At 67.4% G+C, this 21,932-nt stretch carries 18 protein-coding genes; 4 read left to right on the top strand and 14 right to left on the bottom strand.

Features of this window, described 5'->3' with window-relative positions:
- Nucleotides 1-5: 5 nt before the first annotated feature.
- Together AC1DBX_RS09815 and AC1DBX_RS09810 are read right to left on the bottom strand one after the other, a co-directional pair.
- Nucleotides 6-1,034: an aldo/keto reductase gene (locus AC1DBX_RS09815; protein ID WP_476859299.1), complete on the bottom strand. Its 1,029-nt coding sequence runs from the start codon at nt 1,032-1,034 to the stop codon at nt 6-8.
- A gap of 20 nt (nt 1,035-1,054) precedes the next feature.
- Entirely contained in the window at nt 1,055-1,936 is an 882-nt protein-coding gene (locus AC1DBX_RS09810) for an aldo/keto reductase (RefSeq protein WP_476855569.1), read from the bottom strand.
- A 297-nt stretch (nt 1,937-2,233) separates the two neighbouring features.
- Here AC1DBX_RS09810 and AC1DBX_RS09805 point away from each other — a divergent pair, with 297 nt between their 5' ends.
- Nucleotides 2,234-3,115 (top strand): helix-turn-helix transcriptional regulator, encoded by an 882-nt coding sequence (locus tag AC1DBX_RS09805; RefSeq protein ID WP_476859300.1) that lies wholly within the window; start codon nt 2,234-2,236, stop codon nt 3,113-3,115.
- A gap of 41 nt (nt 3,116-3,156) precedes the next feature.
- Here the strand turns inward: AC1DBX_RS09805 and gad are convergent, their stop codons facing one another.
- From gad to AC1DBX_RS09770, 7 genes are all read right to left on the bottom strand, one after another.
- Nucleotides 3,157-4,536, bottom strand: a complete 1,380-nt coding sequence (gad, locus tag AC1DBX_RS09800) for a glutamate decarboxylase (RefSeq protein WP_476855571.1) — start codon at nt 4,534-4,536, stop codon at nt 3,157-3,159.
- Nucleotides 4,537-4,567: 31 nt separating this feature from the next.
- Nucleotides 4,568-5,269: a hypothetical protein gene (locus AC1DBX_RS09795; protein WP_476931651.1), complete on the bottom strand. Its 702-nt coding sequence runs from the start codon at nt 5,267-5,269 to the stop codon at nt 4,568-4,570.
- Nucleotides 5,262-6,638: a chloride channel protein gene (locus tag AC1DBX_RS09790; RefSeq protein ID WP_476931650.1), complete on the bottom strand. Its 1,377-nt coding sequence runs from the start codon at nt 6,636-6,638 to the stop codon at nt 5,262-5,264. The genes AC1DBX_RS09795 and AC1DBX_RS09790 overlap by 8 nt, the downstream gene beginning before the upstream one ends.
- A 266-nt stretch (nt 6,639-6,904) precedes the next feature.
- Nucleotides 6,905-7,765 carry a DUF427 domain-containing protein gene (locus tag AC1DBX_RS09785; RefSeq protein WP_476931649.1) on the bottom strand — a complete coding sequence of 287 codons (861 nt, stop codon included), beginning with the start codon at nt 7,763-7,765 and terminating at the stop codon, nt 6,905-6,907.
- Between the two features lie 69 nt (nt 7,766-7,834).
- Nucleotides 7,835-8,440 carry a TetR/AcrR family transcriptional regulator gene (locus AC1DBX_RS09780; protein WP_230008365.1) on the bottom strand — a complete coding sequence of 202 codons (606 nt, stop codon included), beginning with the start codon at nt 8,438-8,440 and terminating at the stop codon, nt 7,835-7,837.
- Nucleotides 8,441-8,471: 31 nt separating this feature from the next.
- The gene (gene paaK, locus AC1DBX_RS09775) at nt 8,472-9,800 is read right to left on the bottom strand and encodes a phenylacetate--CoA ligase PaaK (protein ID WP_476870378.1); all 1,329 of its coding nucleotides are present in this window, start codon (nt 9,798-9,800) and stop codon (nt 8,472-8,474) included.
- A gap of 16 nt (nt 9,801-9,816) precedes the next feature.
- A complete protein-coding gene (locus tag AC1DBX_RS09770; RefSeq protein ID WP_476931648.1) occupies nt 9,817-10,359 on the bottom strand; it encodes a hotdog fold thioesterase in 543 nt (180 codons plus the stop codon).
- 91 nt (nt 10,360-10,450) lie between these two features.
- On the opposite strand from AC1DBX_RS09770, the gene pta reads away from it, so the two are divergent.
- The gene (gene pta, locus AC1DBX_RS09765) at nt 10,451-12,562 is read left to right on the top strand and encodes a phosphate acetyltransferase (RefSeq protein ID WP_476931647.1); all 2,112 of its coding nucleotides are present in this window, start codon (nt 10,451-10,453) and stop codon (nt 12,560-12,562) included.
- Between the two features lie 28 nt (nt 12,563-12,590).
- Here pta and AC1DBX_RS09760 read toward each other — a convergent pair whose 3' ends face one another.
- Nucleotides 12,591-12,854, bottom strand: a complete 264-nt coding sequence (locus AC1DBX_RS09760) for a hypothetical protein (protein WP_028276372.1) — start codon at nt 12,852-12,854, stop codon at nt 12,591-12,593.
- Nucleotides 12,855-13,076: 222 nt separating this feature from the next.
- Here AC1DBX_RS09760 and AC1DBX_RS09755 point away from each other — a divergent pair, with 222 nt between their 5' ends.
- Both AC1DBX_RS09755 and AC1DBX_RS09750 read left to right on the top strand, forming a co-directional pair.
- Nucleotides 13,077-14,246 carry an acetate kinase gene (locus tag AC1DBX_RS09755; protein ID WP_476872917.1) on the top strand — a complete coding sequence of 390 codons (1,170 nt, stop codon included), beginning with the start codon at nt 13,077-13,079 and terminating at the stop codon, nt 14,244-14,246.
- Nucleotides 14,247-14,306: 60 nt separating this feature from the next.
- Nucleotides 14,307-14,870, top strand: coding sequence for a GNAT family N-acetyltransferase (locus AC1DBX_RS09750; RefSeq protein ID WP_476870382.1), 564 nt, complete (start codon nt 14,307-14,309; stop codon nt 14,868-14,870).
- A 162-nt stretch (nt 14,871-15,032) separates the two neighbouring features.
- Here AC1DBX_RS09750 and AC1DBX_RS09745 read toward each other — a convergent pair whose 3' ends face one another.
- From AC1DBX_RS09745 to AC1DBX_RS09730, 4 genes are all read right to left on the bottom strand, one after another.
- Nucleotides 15,033-15,659 carry a dihydrofolate reductase family protein gene (locus AC1DBX_RS09745; RefSeq protein ID WP_476872918.1) on the bottom strand — a complete coding sequence of 209 codons (627 nt, stop codon included), beginning with the start codon at nt 15,657-15,659 and terminating at the stop codon, nt 15,033-15,035.
- A gap of 423 nt (nt 15,660-16,082) precedes the next feature.
- Nucleotides 16,083-18,662 (bottom strand): hypothetical protein, encoded by a 2,580-nt coding sequence (locus AC1DBX_RS09740; protein ID WP_476931646.1) that lies wholly within the window; start codon nt 18,660-18,662, stop codon nt 16,083-16,085.
- A gap of 7 nt (nt 18,663-18,669) precedes the next feature.
- Entirely contained in the window at nt 18,670-19,452 is a 783-nt protein-coding gene (locus AC1DBX_RS09735) for a peptidoglycan-binding protein (RefSeq protein ID WP_476931645.1), read from the bottom strand.
- Nucleotides 19,453-19,697: 245 nt separating this feature from the next.
- Nucleotides 19,698-21,914, bottom strand: a complete 2,217-nt coding sequence (locus AC1DBX_RS09730; RefSeq protein ID WP_476872921.1) for a S9 family peptidase — start codon at nt 21,912-21,914, stop codon at nt 19,698-19,700.
- Nucleotides 21,915-21,932 lie beyond the last annotated feature (18 nt).

Below are 21,932 nucleotides of genomic sequence, written 5' to 3'. Positions count from 1 at the left end.
GGCGGTCACAGTTGCTTCCGTCGCCGCGCCAGGGGCGTGAGTTCGTTGGTGCCGTAGCTGTTGTCGTCGGGGTTGACGGTAACGCCGGGTGCGACGAGCTGGTCGATGCGGTTCAGCACGTCGCTGGCCAAGGTGATGTCCGCGGCGGGCAGGTAGGACTCGAGCTGTTCCATGGTGCGGGGTCCGACGATGGCGGCTGTGACGCCGGGGTGGTTGATCGCGAAGGCGATGGCCAGTTCGATGAGCGTCAATCCGGCTTGTTCGGCCAGCTGGGCGAGTTCTTCGACGATGTCGAGCTTGCGCTGGTTGGCCGGGCTCGTCATGTCGAACCGGGCGTTCGGACGCGCGGTTGAGGTGGGCACGGAGGCTGCGTTTTTACGCCAGCGCCCGGAGAGCCAGCCGCCGCTGAGCGGGCTGTAGGTGAGGGTTCCCATGCCGTGGCGCTGCACCGTGGGAAGGATGTCCTCCTCGATGCCGCGGACCAGGATCGAGTACGGCGGCTGCTCGGTGACAAACCGCTCCAGGTTGCGTTCCCGGGATGCCCACTGGGCTTCCACGATCTGCGACCCGGAATACGACGAGGAGCCGATGTACCGCACCTTCCCCTGGCGGACCAGATCAGTGAGGGCGCCGAGAGTCTCCTCGACGTCGGTATCCGGGCTGGGCCGGTGCACCTGGTAGAGGTCGATGTAGTCGGTGTTCAAGCGGCGTAGGGAGTCTTCCACCGCCCGCATGATCCAGCGGCGGGATCCACCCCGCTGGTTGGGATCGTCTTCGCTCATGGGCATGAAGAACTTCGTGGCGAGGAACACGGCCTCACGCCGGCCCTCCAGTGCCTGCCCGACGATTTCCTCGGATGCCCCGCCGGAGTAGACATCGGCGGTGTCGATGAAGTTAATGCCCGCGTCGAGGGCGCGGTGGATGATTCGAATGGAGTCCGCGGTGTCGTTGTTGCCCCAGGGGCCGAACATCATCGCGCCGAGGCATAGGGGACTGACCTGCACGCCTGTGCGGCCAAGGGGACGGTATTCCATGGTGGTGGCTTCTCTCGGTCTCAGGCTTCGGGGATGACCATGGCGAAACGCTCTTCGCGGGCCTCGTCGGGGTCCGGTCCGTTGCGCACACCGGTGTCGAGGGCGTCGATGGCGGCGAGTTCGTCGGCGCCGAGTTCGAAGTCGAAGACGTCGAAGTTCTCGGCGATGCGTGCGGGGTTGGTCGACTTCGGGATGGCTGAGCGGCCCTGCTGCAGGTGCCAGCGGATCATGACCTGGGCGGGGCTCTTTCCGTGTGTTTGTCCGATGCCGGCGATCGTCGGGTCTTCCATCACGTTCCTGCGCTTCTCGCCCCATCCGGGGTAAAAAGTGATGCCGCCGATCGGTGACCACGCCTGGGTAAGGATGCCGTGTTCGGTGTCCGTTGCCTGGACGGCCGGCTGGGCGAAGTACGGGTGCAGCTCAATCTGGTTCACCGCCGGGACGACGTCTGTGGCCGCCAGCAGCTGCTCCAGGTGATGCGGCATGAAGTTGCTGACACCGATCGCCCGGACGCGCCCGTCAGCAAGCAGGGTCTCCAGGGCCTTGTACGCGCCGACGGTTCTTTCGAAGCGGTCGGGGGCGGGCTGATGCAGGATGAACAGGTCCAGGTAGTCGACGCCGAGCTTGCCAACAGCCTTTTCCCAGGCGTGCAACGTCTGGTCGTAGCCGTAGTCACTGACCCAGACTTTGGTCTCGATGAACACGTCGGAACGGTCCAGGCCCGAGTTGCGGATGCCCTCACCGACCTCCCGCTCGTTGCCGTACGCCGCGGCAGTGTCGATGTGCCGGTAGCCGGCCGCCAGCGCCGCTTCGACGGCCGCCGTCGTTTGCTCCGGCGCGCTTTGGAAGACGCCCAGTCCGAGGGCGGGCATCGTGACGCCGTTATTGAGAGTAAGTTCCATGTGCATGCCTTTCACGGTATTCAGGTGTGCGGGATTATGGGAGGGCACGTGAGTACCCCCTTTTCGGATGTAGCCAGGTCAGCGGGCGGCCTCGGCCAGGGGTGCGGGTGCGGCCCCGAGCGGTGTCAGGTAGCTGGCGAGGATGATCGCCAGGATCGCCGCCGGGTGGGCAGTAGTTGCGGGTGCAGGATTCATGTTTTCCATGGAACCGTGATTTCCCAATGGCGGGGAGTCACGGTCGTTCCGGGTAATGCCAGTGCCTCCCTCGTCGCATTGGCCGCGGGTAGCGTGGAGGCCATGACACACAGCGACGACGTGCGGAAGTTCCTGACCTCCCGCCGTGCCAGGATCACGCCGGAGGAGGCCGGCCTCCCGGTCTACGGCGGAAACCGCCGCGTTACCGGGCTGCGCCGCGAGGAAGTCGCGATGCTCGCCGGGATGAGCATCGATTACTACATACGCCTTGAGCGCGGAAACCTCTCCGGCGCCTCGGACAGCGTCCTTGAAGCCCTCTGCCGTGCACTGAAGCTTGACGACGCCGAGACGGCCCACCTTTTTGACCTGGCCCGCGCGGCCACGGCCGCTCCCCGGGTGCGGCGAAAGCGCAGCCCGCAGACGGTGCGGCCGAGCGTGCAACGCGTCATTGATGCGATCACGACGGCGCCGGCCTGGGTCCGCAACGACCGCGGGGATGTCCTTGCCGCCAACGAACTCGGCCGTGCGCTCTACCTGGACATGATGGCTGAGCAGGTGACTCCGCCGAACAGTGCACGGTTCACCTTCCTGAACCCGAAAGCGCGGGAGTTCTTCGCCGATTGGGAACGCAGCGCGGACGACATCGTCGCGGTCCTGAGGTCCACCGCCGGGAAAAACCCCTACGACAGAGACCTCACGGACCTGATCGGAGAGCTTTCGACCCGCAGCGAGGAGTTCCGCACCCGGTGGGCGAGGCACGACGTGAAGTACCACCGCACCGGCCGCAAACGGCTTCACCACCCGATCGTGGGGGACCTGGACCTGAGCTTCGAAGCACTGGAACTGCCCGCGGACCCAGGACTGCGCATCAACGTCTACACGGCAGATCCCGGGACACCCTCCGAGGACGCCCTGAAAGTCCTCGCCAGCTGGGCCGCCACCCAGCGCGAAACGGCAGCGGCCGCAGTCAGGGAGAAGAAATGACCGACTGTTCCTCCACCGTGCTCATTGTTGGCGCCACCCGGTCAATGCCCGGGTCCGGTGACGATCTTCTTTCGTTCGGATTCGTGCGCGCCGCCCTTCTTTGCGAGTGTTGAGCACGCCTCCTCGATATCCCGGGCGAGCGTGTCGACGTGCTCGCGGCTCATCGTTTCCTTGACCAGCGCACGCATGATCGTCACGTCCTGGGCGTTCGGCGGCAGGGTGTAGGCCGGCACCATCCAGCCGCGTTCGGCCGAGAGCTGCCAGGCAATGTCGAACTCGTCGTAACCGGGGTCGCCGGCGAGCCGGAACGCAACCAGGGGAAGCTGCTCCTCGTCGGGGCCGATGATCTCGAACCGGCCCATGGCCTCCAACTTCTCGGCGAGGGCGCGGGCGTTGGTCTGCATGTTCTGCATGATGTAGGTGTAGCCGGCGCGGCCATAGCGCACGAAGTTGTAGTACTGGGCGAGAACCATCGACGAGCCGGTGGAGAAGTTCAGGGTGAACGTCGAGTCGGTCTTGCCGAGGTAGTTCTCCTCAAAAACAAGGTCCTTGGCCAGGTCGGCCTTCTCCCGGAAGATCAGCCAGCCGATGCCGGGATAGACCAGTCCGAACTTGTGCCCGGAGACATTGATCGAGCGGACCTGCTCGAGCCGGAAGTCCCACTCGGAGTCCGGGTACAGGAAGGGCCAGACAAACCCCCCACTGGCCCCGTCCACGTGCAGCGGCACATCAAGGCCCCGCTCACCCTTGATCCGGACCAGCAGGTCGTTGATGCCGACGATGTCGTCTTTGTGCCCGGTGAACGTCGTGCCCAGCACGGCTGCGACGCCGATGGTGTTCTCATCGATATGGGCCTGCACGTCCTCCGGGCCGATCGTGTACTTCCCCGGCTGCAGGGGCACGATCCGCGGCTCGACGTCGAAGTAGCGGCAGAACTTCTCCCACACAACATGCACGTCGCCGCCGAACACCAGGTTAGGGCTCGACGTCGATGCGCCGGCGGCCTCGCGGCGCTTGCGCCAGTTCCACTTCAGGGACAGGCCGCCGAGCATGATCGCCTCGGACGATCCCTGGGTCCGGGCGCCCGTCGTCTCGCCGGGAGCGTGGAAAAGATCTGCGAGCATCCGAATGCAGCGCTGCTCGATTTCGGCCGTGCGGGGATATTCGGCGTGGTCGATGAAATTGCGGTGTAGGTTCGCTGCGATGATCTGCTGGGCCTGCGGCTCCATCCATGTCGTTACGAAGGTCGCCAGGTTCCGGGCCGGATCACCCTCCAGCGCCAGGTCCTCCGACACCAGCCGCAAAGCGTCCTCAGCAGGAATGCCGGTCTCCGGGAACTCCCGGCTCGGAACCTCCTGGGTGACAAATCGGTTGCCGAACAGTGCCACGTCGGCGTCCGCCGGCTGGGAATTTATTGACATCACTTCTCCTAAAGAGACTGTTGAAAGGGGGTTACGGATGAGCTCCACGGCTTGCAGGAGTCGAGGCGTCGGTGGATTCTGGACTCAGCATCAGAATCGCGCCGGTGAGAAAGCACAGGCCTCCCACAAATGTGCCGAGATTGGACAGCTCGGCGTTCCAGACATCGCCGCTCGACGGTATGACAAACGCCGCGACAGCCGAGATGCCGAACGCAACGGAGCCGGCCACGTTGATCACGCCGATCTTCCACGTTCGAGTCCTGGGCCGGCCGGCAATGGCGCCGCGACCGGCATCCCGCAACGCCACCCCGCTTGAAACGAGGAAGGCGACTGACCCCAAAGCGTCGGGTCGCCACACTTGCTGCTCGGTCAGCGCCGCACTGAGATTGACCCGCATTGCGTTTGCCGTACTCCAGTTGAACCACAGCGTGCCGGCAAGTTGAACCGCGCCAGCAAGCCAGCCGAGATTCCGTGGCGCCCATACCCAAAACGAATGGCGCCGCGTGGCACCCACGGCCGGGAGCGCGTCAACGGCTTCGCGGTACTGCAGGAACGCCGCACAGGTGAAGAACAGCGAACCGACGAAGAACGTGGCTGCACACAAGCGCAATCCCACGGCCTCGGCGTATAGCGGCACCGCTCCCAGGGCGAACAGACTCGAGCCAATGATGAACAACCAGGCGGTCCACCGGTCCCGTACGGTCAAACGGCCCGCGCTCGAGATCTCAGTCATTGTCGGCCCTCGAGGCAGCCCGATGGTGGACCTTGCCGCCAGCGTCAGACGCCACGGGCCCTTTCGGGCCCGGGACCGGGAGCACGTTGGAGATCACGAAGGCCACCGCCACCGCCACCACCACCTGCGGTGTTACCGCCACACCGTCCACTCCCAGCAGCAGCGTGGCCAGCAGGGTCGACGTCAACGGCAGCCGCAGCATGGCTGCGCACATGGCTCCCATGCCCATGCCGAGTCCTGCCGCGAGATTCATTCCGGGCAACCCGCTCGCGACAATACCGAGCGCCGCACCGATGAACATCGAAGGGAACACGGGCCCACCACGAAAAGCGCTCAGGGAGAGCCCGTAGGCCAAGGCCTTACAAACGATCAGCAGGAGGAGCGCCGCAAGCGAGTAGTCCGTGGCGTGTTCGACCAGATCCGGAAGGGCGTCCTGCCCCGAAAACAAGACCTGCGTGAAGCTGTTCCCAGAGATCAACTGGTAGGCCATTGCGGCAAGACCGATCAGCAGGCCGAGCCCGGAGGTCACCAACATCCGGTTCAGGTGCACGAGCGGACGAAGCGAGAGCCCGACCCAGCGGATCAACCATCCCAACAGCGCACCGACGACGCCCATGATCACCGCCCAGCCCAGCGTCGCCAGGGTCGGCGGCACAGCAGGCGGCACGACGGGCAGCGCCAGCGAGAAGCTGCCCAGCCCGGTCCAGCCGTCCAGGCCGACGAACACCAGCGCCCCGACGCCGGACGCGAGCAGTCCGGGCAGGGCCATCAGGCTCAGCGTCATTCCCCCGATCCCGGCGGCCTCCATGATCAGGAATGCACCGAGCACGGGGGACCCGAGCAGGGTACTGATCGCTGCGAAGCTGCCAGCCGACGCCATGATCGTCAGGGCCATCGGCGGAGCGTCCTTCTTCGCCAGGTGCACCGCCAACGCCCCGAGGCCGCCACCGATCGCGATCAACGGACCCTCCGGCCCGAGCACCGCACCCAGGCTGAGCGTGGTCAGCGCCGCGAGAACAATGCCCACGAGCTCCCGGCCGCTGGGCGGACCGCCGCCCGTCTTGAAGCCGAAAGCCGGTGAGTGGCCCCCGGTTCCCGGCAGATACCGGATGGTCGACGCCGTCAACAGCCCACACAGCACCAACCACGGAACCGGCCACCAGGCAGGAACGGGACCCCCGAGGACTTGTTCAGGCAGGCCGACGAAGACGTACTGCTGGACAACCGCGACCAAAGCGAGAAAGCCGTACGCAATGACCGAGATGGGAACGCCCAAGACCGCAGCCAGCACGAGCGCAGAGATGTACGCCCTGGAACGAATGACGACGGCCGGATCGAAACTGGGCGGCGATGCGGCAGGCTCGCTCATTCCCGGCAACCCGGCGCGACTGTGACGATCCGGGTGACCCCGAATGTCCTTCTTCCAGGTCGGGGCGGCGTGCCCGGCCGGCAACACCGCGGGTCACCGATGATCAACGAGCAGAACATCATCCCTCCTCCTTCCGCCAGACGGCGGGAGCCTTTAGCGAGGTCTCACAAGCGATAGAGGTGGTCCTTCAGATGTTCTCCAAGCTAAACCCTTCCAAGGGGGCAGTCGTCACCCAATGCGGGTGAAAGAGAACCAAAGCGTTGCGGTCACACCCCGGGTGCCCCCGCTCCGTCCGGGCGTGACCACGGCGTGACCGGGCGCTCCTGCCGGACGCCGTCCACCGTGATGTCCACTCGCTCATTGAAGAAACTGACAAGTCCGTGGATTTGGGCGGCGTCGCGGAACCGCCGGTCATAGCTCCACGCGACGTTCCTGCCCTGCTCGGAACCCGGGTAGCTCCAGTAGCTCGCCTGGCCCTTGTACGGGCAAATGGTCCGTTTGGGGCTCTCTTGCATCAGATCCAGCCGCACATCCGACGGCGGAATGTAGTAGCGCACCGGCAGCATGGTTTCGTAGAGCAGCTGCGCGCCGTTCGTCGTGGCGAGCGTTACGCCGTCGAGCCCTACCTCAACGGTGAGCGAGGACGCCCGGATGTCCACACGGTGGAACGGATCACGTGGGTGGCCGATGATCTCCTCGTCGTCCTCGAGCCAGTCGAAAGCGTTGAAATCCAGCACCACGTAGCCGGCGAGGTCGGGGTCCGCCGGCCGGAAGGCAGCGCGGGGCAGCCTCGCATGGGGAGCGACGACGTCGAGCTCCTCACCGGCCGCCGTGTGCCTGCCGAACGCCGTGCGCGGATCCAGCGCCCGCGGCCCCTCCCGGCTCACTCGGAAGCCGTGTTCCGGGACGTCGCCCGCCTGCTGCCCCGGCGGCGCCAATTGGGCACGGAGGTCGCCTTCGGAAACGGCGTAGACGGGGGTGATGCGTTTGGGCTCCCACACCAAGAGCGCACCCAGAGTGTCGACGACGGCACGCCCGCCCACCATGGCACGGACCCTTTTCGCGGTGGGCTGGTAACGCAAATCGGGGAACGTGCTGAAGAGGACGTCAGATATCTTCGTGGCCATGACTACAGGGTGGGCGTCCGTTATCCCGCCGTCAACGACTGACCCGGCCCCCCGCCGGCCGGCAGGCGGTCAGCGGGGGACGTGAAGGCCGTGGAACGCCATGGTGATGACGTCGTCGGACAGCTTCTCCGGGGACAGCGAGCCGCCCGGCTTGTACCACTCGACGATCGAGTTGATGGTGCCGAACAGCAGCCGGGTGACGGTGCGGGGGTCAATGTCCTGGCGGAGCGAGCCCTCATCCCGAGCCTCGGAAATCAATGCGGCGACCTTGTGGTCGAAGGTGCGGCGCCGTTCCAACGCATCCCGCTCGATCTCCGTGTTCCCGCGCAGGCGCAGCAGCAGCGTCACGAAGGGCAGCCGCTCCACCAGCACCGAGATGGTCTGGCGGACCACGAACTCCAGCCGGGCATCGGCCGAACCGGAGGTTGCCCCGGGCTGGTCCAGGATCGCCTCGAGCCCGCCCAGGGCGTGGTCCAGGGCGAGCTTCAGCAGGTCGCCCTTGGACGGGACGTGGTGGTAGATCGCGGACTTGGAGATGCCCAGGTTCTCAGCAAGGATACCCATCGAGGTGGCATCGTAGCCGTGGCGGTTGAAGACGTCGACGGCGATGACCAGCACCGACTGCTGGTCATAGCCGGGGCGGCCGCGCTTGGTGGTGGTTGCTGTGCTGGGCATAGTGGCTAGTTTCTCACGATCTGGTGCTCACTCAGCCCTTGGGGCGCATGTCGTAGATCCGGCGCAGCTTGCCGTTGGACCGCTCCAGCGAGCCGGGGTCGACGACGTCGACGGTGCAGGAGGAGCCGACGTGGATCTTGATCTGCTGCTGCAGGACCTTGGCGGCGGCCGTGGCGCCCTCGACGGTGACGGTGTCGCGGCGCTCGATCTTGACGGTCAGCTGGTCCATGCGCAGGCCCTCGGGCCGGGTCAGCTCCAGCTGGAAGTGCGGGCTGAGCTCGGGGATGCGCAGGGCGATCTCCTCGATCTGGGACGGGAACAGGTTCACCCCGCGCAGGATGATCATGTCGTCGCTGCGGCCGGTGATGCGGCCCATGCGGCGGTGTGCCGGCCGTGCGGTGCCGGGCAGGAGCCGCGTGAGGTCCTTGGTGCGGTACCGGATGATCGGCAGCGCCTCCTTGGTGAGCGAGGTGAACACCAGCTCGCCCGGTTCGCCGTCGCCCAGCACTACGGTGGGGTCAAAGGCGTCGATGATTTCGGGCCGGAAGTGGTCCTCCCAGATGTGGCTGCCGTCCTGCGTTTCCACGGCTTCGCCGGCGACGCCCGGGCCCATGACCTCGGAGAGGCCGTAGATGTCGCAGGCCTTGAGGTTCATGGTGGTCTCGAGCTCGTGCCGCATTTCCTCGGTCCACGGCTCGGCGCCCAGGACCGCGTACTTCAGCGACGTGGAGGCCGGGTCGATGCCCTGCTTGATCATGGCGTCGGCGATGGTCAGCAGGTAGGTGGGGGTGGCCAGGATGGCATCGGGCTTGAAGTCCTGGATGAGGGTGATCTGGCGCTCGGTCTGGCCGCCGGAGATCGGGATGACGGTGCAGCCGAGGGCCTCGGCGCCGGCGTGGGCGCCCATGCCGCCGGTGAACAGGCCATAGCCGTAAGCGTTGTGCACCTTCATGCCGGGCCGGACGCCGGAGGCGCGCAGCGAGCGGGCCACAAGCTTGGCCCAGTCGGCGAGGTCCTTCTTCGTGTAGCCCACCACGGTGGCGCGGCCCGTGGTGCCGGAGCTGGCATGGATCCGCGCTACCTCGTTCTGCGGCACGGCGAACATGCCGAAGGGGTACTCGAGGCGGAGGTCCTCCTTGGTGGTGAAGGGGAACTTGCCGAGGTCGGAGAGTTCACGCAGGTCCGTCGGGTGGACGCCGGCCTCGTCGAACTTGCGCTTGTACAGGGGGACGCGGTCATAGGCGTAGGCCACGGTGTGCTGCAGGCGGCTGAGCTGGAGCGCCTCGAGCTCGTCGCGGGAGATGGTCTCCTCGCGGTCCAGGACAGCGTCGGTAGTGGCGGCGGCAGTTTCTTGGGTCATCAGTGGTTCCCTGTTTCTATTTCTTGGAGATGGTGCGGCTGCGGCCGCGGAACTCGGCGATGAGTTCCCACGTAGGGGCGTCGGTAGCGGTATCGGTGGGGAGCTGGCCCGGAAGGGTTGCTGCGGGGGCCGCGCCGGCCGGTGCCGCCGCCGGGATGCCCGCGCCAGGGTCGGCGGCGTAGATCTGGATGTCGTACAGCCCGCTGCGTCCGGTGCTGGCGCGGCGGTTCGCGACGGCGGTCAGCACCTGTCCGCGGAAGGCGGGCTTCAGGAAGTTGATGTCGACGCCGGCAGCAACCGTGATGTTGCCGCTGTCGATCCCGGCTTCGCCGGGTTTCGGGCTGGCCGGGTTGCAGGCGAGGGCGAAGGCGGTGTCGCCGAAGGCGAAGATCATTCCGCCGTGGGCCATGCCGAAGCCGTTGAGCATTTCCTGCCGGAGCGTCATGCGGATCGTGGCATGCCCGTCGTCCAGCGCCAGGACTTCGATGCCCATCCATTCCGAGGCGTAGTCGTCTTTCAGGATGGGGTGGGTGGCCCCGGAAACCGTCAGTTCAGCCATGCGTCGTTGCCTCCAGCTTTATTTACCGAATGTTCATTAGGTAATCCCATGTGGGTGCCCGCTGTCAAGGGGTGTAAGTATGCTGGGACACATGGCCAAAGGAATTTACGTCAGCGCGACCACCCCGGGCTCCGGCAAGTCCCTCATAGCGCTGGGGTTGGCGGACACCCTCCACCGGCACGCGGACCGGATCGGATTCTTCAAGCCTGTGGTTCACGGCAACGACGCCGCGGCGGACCCGATGGTGGCGCTGATGAGGGCCCGGTTCGATCTTGATGACCAGCGCTGCCGCGGCGGCCTGACGTTTGCCGAGGTCCGCGGGCTGCTGGCCGAGGGCAACAGGGCCGAGATCGACGCCCGCTGCGTGGAGATCTTCGCCGAAATGTCCCGCCACTGCGACGTGGTGATTGTGGAGGGGACGGACCTCACCGGCCAGGATGCCGCCGTCGAATTCGACCTCAACGCTCGCCTCGCGAACAACCTGGCCGCCTCGATCGTCGCCGTGGTGGGCGCGAAGGGGCGGACCGTCGCGGAGGCTGCCGACGCCGTCGAGGTTGCCCGCAAGGAACTGGCGGCGGAACACTGCAGCCTCCTGGCCATCATGGTGAACCGGGCCGACCCGGAGGACGTGGACGGGATCGTCGCCGCCGTGAAGCCCGGCGCGTCCGGCCGCCCCGTCTACGTCTTCCCCGAGCTGGAGGACATCGCACGGCCCACCACCGGGGAGGTGGCCTCGGCCCTTGGGATCCGCCAGGTGGCCGGCCGGCAGGACATGGAACGCGACGTCCATTCCATCAAGGTGGCGGCGATGAACGTGGCCAACTTCCTGCACGTGCTCGACGACGGCGCCCTCGTGATCGTCCCGGGTGACCGTGCGGACGTGATGGTCGCGTGCCTCGCGTCGTCGTTCTCGCCGGAGTTTCCGGTGCCGTCGGCGCTCATCCTCACCGGCGGCCTGGCCCCGGACCCCAACATCTACTCGCTGCTGGCGCAGGCGCCATTCCCCGTGTTCGCGGCCCCGGACGATACCTACACCACGGCCAAACGGGTGTCCGAGGTCCGCAGCGAGATCTGGTCCGGGCACCGCCGCAAGGTGGCCTCGGCCGTGGGACTGTGGGCTAAGCGCGTGGACGAGGCCGAGCTGGTGGAGCGGCTGCACCTGCCGCGGCTGGAGCGGATGACGCCGCTGCGGTTCCTGCACGACCTCATTGAGCGGGCCCGGCTGCAGCGCCGGCGCATTGTCCTGCCCGAGGGGAACGACGTGCGGATCCTGCGGGCCGCCGAAATTCTGCACCGGCGGGACGTCTGCGACCTCACGATCCTGGGCAATGAGTCGGCGGTCCGGGAGCTGGCGTCCACCCAGGGCATCGACCTCTCCGGCATGAGCATCGTGGACCCCGCGACGTCGGAGCTGCGCCAGCAGTTTGCCCAGAAGTACGCGGAGCTGCGGGCGCACAAGGGCGTGGACCTGGCCCGGGCGCTGGAAGTCATGCTCGACGGCAGCTACTTCGGCACCATGATGGTGCAGCTCGGTGTGGTGGACGGTATGGTGTCCGGTGCCGCGCACACCACGGCCCACACCATCCGGCCCGCGCTGGAGTTCGTCAAGACGCGGGACGGCGTCAAGATCGTCTCCTCGGTGTTCCTGATGCTGATGCCGGACCGGGTGCTGGTCTACGGCGACTGCGCGGTCAACCCTGACCCGAACGCGGAGCAGCTGGCGGATATCGCGCTGGCCTCAGCCGAGACCGCAGCCCAGTTCGGCGTGGAGCCCCGGGTGGCCATGCTGTCCTACTCCACCGGCGGATCCGGGACCGGGGAAGCAGTGGACAAAGTCCGGCAGGCCACCGAAGTCGTGAAGGACCGCCGCCCGGATCTGGCCGTTGAAGGCCCCATCCAGTACGACGCCGCCGTCGACGCCGCCATCGCCGCGTCCAAGATGCCCGGCTCGTCCGTGGCAGGGCAGGCAACCGTGTTCATCTTCCCGGACCTGAACACCGGCAACAACACCTACAAGGCAGTGCAGCAGTCCTCGGGTGCGGTCGCCGTCGGGCCGGTCCTGCAGGGGCTCCGGAAGCCGGTTAACGACCTCTCCCGCGGGTGCACCGTGGAGGACATCGTGAACACGGTGGCCATCACCGCCGTGCAGGCGCAGTCCGTGGAGCCCGCTACCGAGCCGGAACCTGCGGCTGCCCGCGCATAGTCAGCAGTTCCGGCTCGGCTGTTTTCCGTCAGCTGTTTTCCGGCTTCGCCGGACTTTCGGGGTCTTCCTCCTTGGCAGGCTCATCGGCCAGGCCCGCCGGCGTGAGATCCAGGTCCTCCAGATTCTCGGGGGCCTCGGGCGCTTCGCCGACCTCGGCGGCCTTGGGGTTTCCTGTGTCGTCCAGGGCCGGGTTCGCGCCGACGACGCCGGTGGGATCCGGTTTACCGGAACCGCTGGCGGGTTCGGTGCCCGCTGGTTCGGTGCCCTCCGGCTGGGTCGCGTCGTCAGTCATGGAAATCCCCTTCGTGAGTTGTCCAGTTGGTCCGCCGACTCTAGGCGCCCGGCCCGGCTTTCGCAACGGATGGGCTTTCGCAACGGATGGGCGCCACTGGCGTTCCGGCAATTTGGTCCGGCAATTTATAGTGGATCCCACGGAGCGCTCGGCCAGGCTCCGGCGTGATGCCAGTCCCGGCGCACCCTCGGGTAGCGTCGAAGCCAAGGCTTAGGAGGCCCCATGCTCGTGCTCGTCATCAACTCTGGCTCGTCTTCGCTCAAGTATCAGGTGCGCGACGTCGAGGCCGGCAGCGTGCTCACCGAAGGCCTGGTCGAGAAGATCGGCATGGGTGCCGGCGGTGAGGGCGACGGCCAGATCGAGGGCCCGCGCGACCACGCCCAGGCGCTGGAGCAGGTGGACGCCGCCATCCACGACGCCTTGGGGGACCGCGTGCTGGATGCCGTCGGCCACCGCGTGGTGCACGGCGGGGAGCGCTTCGCCGAGCCGGTGCTGGTCAACAACGAGATCACCCGGGCCATTGAGCGGCTGAACCCGCTCGCCCCGCTGCACAACCCCGCCAACGTCCTCGGCATCCGCGCGATCTCGAAGAAGTGGCCCGAACTGCCGCAGGTGGCCGTGTTCGACACCGCCTTCCACCGCACCCTGCCCGAGCACGCCTGGCGCTATGCGGTGCCGGACGAGCTCTACACGAACCACGGGATCCGCCGCTACGGCTTCCACGGCACCTCGCACGAATACGTTGCGCACCGGGCGGCGGCGCTGCTGGATGTTCCGGTCGAGGAGTTCGACGCCGTGATCGCCCACCTGGGGAACGGCGCCTCGGTCACCGCGATCCGCGGCGGCCAGTCAATCGACACGTCCATGGGATTCACGCCCCTCGAGGGTCTCGTCATGGGCACCCGCTCCGGCGACCTCGATCCGTCCATCCTGGTCTTCCTCGGCCGGAACGGATGGTCACCCGAGGACCTGGATTCGATGCTGAACCGGCAGTCCGGGCTCAAAGGCCTGGCCGGAAACAACGACATGCGCTCCGTGGTGGAGGCCGCGGAAGCCGGCGATGCCAAGGCGGCCATGGCCCTGGCGGTCGCGTCCTACCGGCTCGCGAAGTACATCGGCGGCTACCACGTGGCCGTGGGCGGCGCGAAGGCTCTTGTCTTCACGGCCGGAATCGGCGAGAACTCGCACCAGTTCCGGAACCTGGTGGCGCAGCGGCTCGGTGCCCTCGGCGTCGAACTCGACGCCGGGCTGAACCGGGAACGGTCCAGGGAACCCCGCGTCATTTCCACCCCGACGTCGGCCCTGCCGGTCCTTGTAGTCCCCACTGACGAGGAACGGGCGATCGCGGAGGCAACGGCCGCCGCCGTCGCGCAGGCATCCGTTGCTCCGTAGCCGCCCTTTTGGCCGCGCAAAACGGCGCTTCCGGAGCAACGGATGGGTAGCGTTGGGGACATGAATGAACCCAAGCCACTGCCTCCGCTGCCCATCCGCACCGAGCGGCTGGTGCTGCGGCGTTTTGCAGCCGCCGACCTCGATGCCTTCCATGCCTACCACTCGCTCCCGGAAACCGCCCGGTTCCTGCCCCGCGAGGCCAAGAGCTACACCCAGTCGATGGAAACGGTGGGACGGTACGCCAACTTCGAGTTCGAGAAGGAGGGCGACTGGGTGGCCCTGGCCATTGAGGCCCAGGATTCGCCCGGCCTCCTCGGCGAGGTGGTGCTGAAGTGGCTGGAGGGGTGCGGGCAGGCCGAGATCGGCTGGAGCCTGGCCCCGGAGGCGCGGGGACGGGGCATCGCGAGCGAGGCCGCCCGGGCACTGCTGAAGCTCGGGTTTGAAGACCTCGGATTCCACCGCATCGACGCCAAGCTCGATGCCCTGAACACAGCCTCGGCGGCGCTTTGTGAACGGCTCGGCATGCGCCTGGAATCACGGCAGGTGGACAAATGGCACTACAAGGGCGAATGGGCCACGGAAGTGGTGTACGCCATGCTCGCGGACGAGTGGAAGGACCGCTGACCGGGCCCGGCGCTTGAACCCGGTCAACTCCGCCTGAGTACCTTGAGGGCTGTCTTCCCCGCCCGGCCGGCAGGGATGCCGTGGTGACGAGGGCCGCGGTGACGAAGGAGGGTGCAGCGTAGCGGCCGACTCATCCATCGGCCGCAAGCTCAACCACGGGCCTCAGGTGCCGGACGAACCAGGCTCATAGGTCCCGTACGTCGGAAGCCCGGACGACTCATAGACAAGAATCGCGAGTCCGCCCGGCGTCGCCTCATGGCGGACCAGACGCAGGCCCGCCGGGGCGCCTCCGGCCGGAAACAGTTGCCTGCCGTTACCCACCACCACAGGGGCGATCACCAGCCTCAGTTCGTCGATCAGCCCCTTCGCCAGCAGCGACTGGGCCAGCCGGGCACTCCCGTGGATCTGCAACTCCCGGCCGGGCTGCCTCTTCAACTCAGCGACCTGTGCGGGGACGTCCCCGGACAGGATGGTCGTGGGCGCCCAACCAGCCCGCGCCAGGCTCTGCGAGGCCACGTACTTCGGCAAACCGTTCATCTTCTCAGAGAACGGATCATCAGGGTCCGTGATTCTCGGCCAGTCCCTCGCAAAGTTGACGTAGGTGCGGCGGCCGAACAGCAACGCATCCGCCTCACCCAGCCAGTCCGCCGCCTGCTGGATGAATTCCTCGTCAAGATAGGGGACGAACCAACCTCCTTGTGAGAAGCCGTCGCTGGTATCCTCCTCGGGCGATCCAGGACCCTGCGCCACGCCGTCCAATGTGAGGAACTCTGTCAGCGTTAGTCTCATCGTGTTGCCTCTCCGTGCTGGGTGCTGGGTGCTGGGTGCTGGGTGCTGGGTGCCGGGTGCTGGGGCCGGGGTGCTGGGGCCTGGGTGCCGGGTTCACCGGCCCGGGCTGGGCCTGGAATCACGGCAGGTGGCAAGTGGCACAACAAGGACGAACGGGCCACGGAAATGGTGTACACCATCCCCGCGGATGAATGGAAGGCCCGGCAGCAGGTACCCGGCGGCCGAAGGCGCAGCGAAGCCCCAATCTAAGGGACGCGCAAATCTAAGGGAAGTACCGACCTGACAGGGTAGCGCTCTGACGGGGTGGCGGTCTGTCGGGACGCCGATCTGACGCAGATGGCCGGAATGAAGTCCTCATTCCGGCCATCTGCGTCCATTCGGAACCGATTCGGGCCCAGGCCGAACCCGATTCGGGTTCCCGACTTAGGGTGCCGGCGGCGCGGTGGATACCGGCGCCGGTGAGACCGTGCCCGGTGCGGGAGCCGCGGGTTGCGTCAGTTGCTGCCCTGCCGGCTCCGTGGCACCGGAGCCCGGGGCGGGACCGGACGACGTCGTGCCGCCACTCGGCGCCGTGGCTCCCGTGGGTCCCGTGGGTCCCGGGGCCGGGGCCTGCGTGCTGCCGGGGGTGGTTTCGGCAGTGGCTCCCGACGTCGTACCGGGCGTGGCAGCGGTACCGGCACCAGGCGTGGCGCCGGAGGTTGCCCCGGAGGTTGCCCCGGAGGTTGCGCCGGGCGTGGCGCCCGGAGTTGGCGCTGTGCCGGCGGACCCCGCCGGGGTGGCGTTCGGATCGGCCTTGATGACCGCCATGATCTGTTCCTTGTACGCGCTGAGCCGGCCCTGGATCTCCGAGAGCGGCTGGTTCCGCAGGTCCTTGCCGTAGGCGGCGATCTCCTGCCACAGCTCTTTGAGCCTGGTCATGCCGTCGCTGCTCAGGGGCCCATCCAGGGTCAGGACAAGTTGGCTGGCCAAGGCGTAGGTCAGGCACCGGACGCAGTTGTAGTTCGCCGACGCCGAGAGATTTTCCGGAACGATCACATCGGTCTGTCCCACAATCAGGACCACCTGGAAGCCCACCGCCACGGCGGCGCAGTCCGCGCAGCTGGCAAAGGCGTACGCCTCATTCCTGGTGTCCACGGTGTCACCGTCCTCGGCCCAGACCAGGGCGAAGGCGACGTCGTAGACCACGGAACCGTCAGTGGTGTTGACCGCGAGCGACTGGTTGCCGTCGTCCTCCGGAGCGGCCGGCTTGTCGAAGGGGAAGACCCAGGAAGGGGCAGCCGGCGCCGCCGCGGGGCCGGCCGTGCTGGCCGTGCCGGACTGCCGCGGCACCAGGACCATGCTCAGCTGCGGGTCCTCGCGTGTGGGCCGCCGGGCGCCCTCCGGCCACAGTGCAACGGTCGTTCCCGACTGGCCCTCGGCCATCCGGGACGCGGCGGAGGCCGGGAAGACGGCGGTGGTGGCGTCGGCCAGGGTGCCGCGCTCGTAGGGCTGGACCGGGCGGTAGGTGTCAGCTCCCGGCCACCAGGCCCAGGCGAGGCCCGCCGTCACCGCCGCGATCGCAACGATGGCGGTGGCGCGCTGGAGGGCCTTGCCGCGGGTCTTGCGCCACAGGCCGGTGGCCAGCTGGCGGACCAGGCGCAGCAGGATGTAGAAGATGCCCAGCACCGGCAGCGCCAGGCAGGCGATCGCGATCACCCGCACGGCGGCGTCGGCGACGTCCCCGGTGGCGACGCTGTGGGAAAGCATGGCCTGCTGTTTCAGGCCGTTGTCCCAGGCGGTGCCCAGGACGCGCGGCAGGGTGAGCACCATGGTGGCCATGCTGAAGAGCAGCAGGGGGACCGTGACCAGCACCCAGATGGTGACCACGGCCCGCGCCCAGGGCTTCAGGAGCCCGGCTTCGGGATCTGTCTTCCGCCACGGCACCAGGGCCAGCAGCGTGGGCTTGATGCGCTGGAACAGGTCCGGGACGCCGGTAGCGTCGGCCAGGATATGGTAGCCGTCGAAGCGGACCAGCGGCATCAGCTGCCGGACCATCTGCAGGATCTGGGTGACCACCACCAGCAGCAGCGCATCGAAGCCGGTGGCCCACCAGATACCCATGATCGCGACGGCCACGATGGCATTGAAGTACAGTCCGCCGAGGTCCGTGCGCAGCCGGCCGCCGCGCCCCAGCCGGTAGGAATCCGTGACGTCGGTATAGAAGGCCGGCCACATCAGATACAGGCCGGTCCCCATGGCGCCGGGGGTGGCTCCGCCGCGGCGGGCGGCGGCGGCGTGGCCGAACTCATGGAAACCGGCCGAGAGCACCGTGACCACCAGGATCAGAAGCACCAGGCCGGGGTTGGCGAAGGCCTCATGCGTGGCCGATGCCAGACCCTTGACCATCAACACCCACCAGCACGTGGCCAGGAAGGCCGCGGTTACGGCCACCACGATCAAGGGGTTGAACAGCGTGGCGAACGGCGCGGTGATCTTCCGGGTGCGGTCCGGATCGGTCACCGAGTACCGGAAGCGCATACCCAGCAGCGGGTTCGATTTCTTTACCGCGGGCTCGGAGCCGTCCGCCAGCTGCAGGAGGCCGAGGGGGAGCAGCTGGGAAGTGATCAGGGTGCGGACGTTCTCGGCACTGACGAGCCGTCCGAAACTGTCACTGGCGTGCCCGGCGATTTCTTCCAGGCCCCGCTCGCCGTCGATCGCCTCGAGCACCAGGTACAGCAGCCGGGTGAGCTGGATGGTCTGGCCGTCGGAACGGCGCACGAGGGACGGGGCTTCCTTGTAACCGGACCCCTTCGCCTCGCCGATCAGCTGGACGCCGGCGGCCCGCACCGGAACCGGGTGCAGGCCGACCGCCGCGGACGCCGCCGGGCCGGCAGCGTCGCCGCGTGCACCGGCTCCGGAGTCGGTGCCGGAGCCGGGCGATGTGGCGGCGGATGTGGCGCCGCCGGCGGCAGGCAGGGCCGGAGGGCCGTCCTGCCCGGACGGCCCTCCGTGCACAGTGCTCATCTAGGTGCTACTGCTTCAGGTCGGACTGCTGGTCAGCCGACGCCGTAGCGTCACCATGGATGTCCTGGTTGATGATGGCATCCTGCTGGGCGACGGCGAACGCGTTGCTGTCGATGGAGCCGATGTTGGCGCCGACGGCAGCGTCGATCGGCGCGGCCACGTTGGCGTTGGCGGYCACCGCACCGTTGATCGGTGCCGCGATGCCAGCGTTGGCGTCCAGGTTCACATCGACGTTGAGCAGGTTGCCGTTGAGGGCACCCGCGGCGCCGGCAGCGGCTCCCACGTCAGTCGGCAGCGCACCGCCCAGGTCCGGGGCCGTGCCATCCGGCAAGACGCCGGTGGCATCGGCGGGTACCGTGCCGGCCGGTACAGCGCCGCCGAGATCGGCCGTGGCGGCAGGCGTGGCCGGATCGGTGGGGGCAGGCGCTGCGGCAGAATCTGCTGTGGTCCCGGCATCCGTACCGGTGCCCTGGTCGATGACACTGTCCTGGGTGGAGTCTGCCGTGGCATCGCCTGTGACGCCCTGGTTGATAATGGTGCCCTGGTCGGCGAGGGCCTGGGACTCAGACCCGAAAGAGAGCACGTTTGCCGAGGCTGCCGCATCAATCGGCGCGGCAACGTTGGCGTTGGCCGCGACGCCGAGGTCGATCGGCGCCGCGGCGCTGATCCCCAGGTTCAGGTCGGCGTTCAGGTCCAGGACGGAGGCGACTTCCTTGTCCGGGAGAGCGGTGCCGCCCTGCGCCATCAGCTCATCATCAGTCAACGGGGTCATTCCCTGCTCAACGCTCATAACAAACTCCATCTCCGGCACCGTGTGCCCGGTCAAAGCCCTACGACGCCCCGCCCCCAGCGGACGGGTTCCACGTCGAAGTGCCCATCATGCCAGTAAATAGTAAGCATGATGACCAAATATCGGTAGCGGGCTCCCGGATTAATGCCGGAAAGCCCGCTGACCGGCCGGAAAACGCATCGATTGCTCCGTAAGTGCCCTCATGGAGGTCCCAAAGGGCGCCCACGGAGCAACCGATGGGGTTCTTACTTCAGTCCGGATTCGGGCAGCAGTTCGGTGGCGCCGAGGGAATCGGCGACGAACGCGTAGTCCCAGGCCCGTTCGCGCCACTGCACGTACCGACCCGACGCGCCGCCGTGGCCGCCTTCCATCTCGATTTTCAGGACGACGGGTTCGCTGCCGGTGTTCACCTCGCGCAGCCGCTGCACCCACTTGGCCGGCTCCACGTAGAGCACGCGGGTGTCGTTGAAGCTGGTGACCGCGGCGATCTTCGGGTACGCCACGGCACGGACGTTCTCGTAGGGCGTGTACGACTTCATGTACGCGTACACGGCCGGGTCGGTGATTGGGTTGCCCCATTCCTCCCACTCCAGCGCCGAGAGCGGCAGGTCGGGGTCCAGGATGGTGGTCAATGCGTCCACGAACGGGACGGCGGCAACGATCGCCGCGTACTTTTCCGGCGCCAGGTTGGCGACCGCGCCCATGAGCAGGCCGCCGGCGGAGCCGCCCATCGCCGCGATCCGTGCCGGGTCGACCCAGCCGGAACCGGCGAGCCAGTCCGTGGCCGCAATGAAGTCGGTGAACGTGTTTTTCTTGTGCAGCTTCTTGCCGTCGTCGTACCAGTGCCGGCCCAGCTCGCCGCCGCCCCGGATGTGGGCGATCACAAACACGATGCCCCGGTCCAGCAGGGACAACCGGGGGATCCCGAAGCCCGGATCCATGCTCATTTCGTAGGAGCCGTAGCCGTACACCAGGCCGGCCGCCGTCGAATCCTGCCGGACGGAGGCATGGCGGAGGACCGAGAGCGGAATCCGGGTCCCGTCGGACGCCACCGCCCATTCCCGGGTGGCGACGTAGTCCGACGGCGTGTAGCCGCCCAGCACCGGGCTCTCCTTGCGCAGCAGGAGTTCACCGGCCGGGAGCTCCGGGGTGGGCAGCACAAAGTCGTAGACCCGCGACGGGGTGAAGTAGGAGGTGTAGCCCATCCGGATGACGGGCGCCTCGTAGTCGGAGCCCGCGACGCCGGCGGTATACAGCTCTTCGGCGAACGCAGGTTCCACGGCGGCGCCCTGCTCCGGGGTGCCCAGTCCTGCCAGGGGCAGGACCTGGACCCGTTCAATGGTGTCCTTGCGCACGGAGACCACCGCGTGGGTCGACGTGACGCCAGCGCCGTTGACCCGGACCTGGTCGGAATGGGCGACGACGGTATCCCAGTGCTGCTCGGCGAGCGGCTTTGCGAGCTCGGCCGGGTCCACCAGCGAGACCATGGAATTGATGGCGTCCTTGTTGTGCGTGAGCAGAATCCGCTCCCGGCCCCGTCCCGTGGCTTCCGCCAGCAGGAACGGCTCGGCCTCGTAGAGGATGCGCTCGTCGCGGGAGATCACGGTGCGCAGGCCGGCGTCGGGGTCATCAAAGCGCAGCAGGCGGGTCTCGCTGAACTCGGAGCAGCCGATGCTGAGCACCAGGTGCCGCCGGTCGGCAGAGAGCTCGAAGCCGAGCCACATGGCGACGTCGTCCTCCTGGTAGATGACCGTGTCCTCGCCGACGGGTGTGCCGAGCACGTGGGACTTGACCTGGTACGGCCGCCACGAATCGTCCACCACGGTATAGAAGATCCGGCTGCCGTCGGGGGAGAAGGAGATGCCGTAGAAGACGTTCTCGATCACATCCGGCAGCAAGTCGCCGGTGCGGAGGTCCTTGATGCGCAGGGTGAAGCGCTCGTCGCCGGCGTTGTCCACGGCGTAGGCGTAGAGGGTGCCGTCGATGGTCGTGGCAGCCCCGCCCACGGCGAAGAACGGCTTGCCCTCGGCCTCGAGGTTGCCATCGAGCAGGACCTCCTCGCCGGGGATGACGACGCCGGCCTCCACGGCCGGCGGAGTCCAGTCCGCGACGCGGTCCCCGGTGTCCTGGCCGCGCACGCGGCAGTGGATGCCGTACTCCTTGCCCTCGACCGAGCGGGTGAAATACCACCAGCCGTCCTTGCGGTTCGGGACGGAAAGGTCAGTTTCCTGGGTGCGGCCCTTGATTTCCTGGAAGATTGCCTCGCGCAGCGGCTCCTGGTGCGCGGTCACGGACTCCTGGTAGGAGTTTTCAGCTTTGAGCAGGTCCACGACCTCTGCGGACTCCTTGTCCCGGAGCCACTCGTAGTTGTCCTCGAACGCGTCGCCGTGATGGGTGCGCACCGAGGGAACTTTCCGGGCGACGGGAGGCTGCGGGGACGGCTGGGCGGGAGTCTGGGTCATGGACCCAATCTACCGAAG

The organism is Arthrobacter sp. 10N44_2 (assembly GCF_056394385.1).
This window is presented reverse-complemented; position numbering and strand designations above follow the sequence as displayed.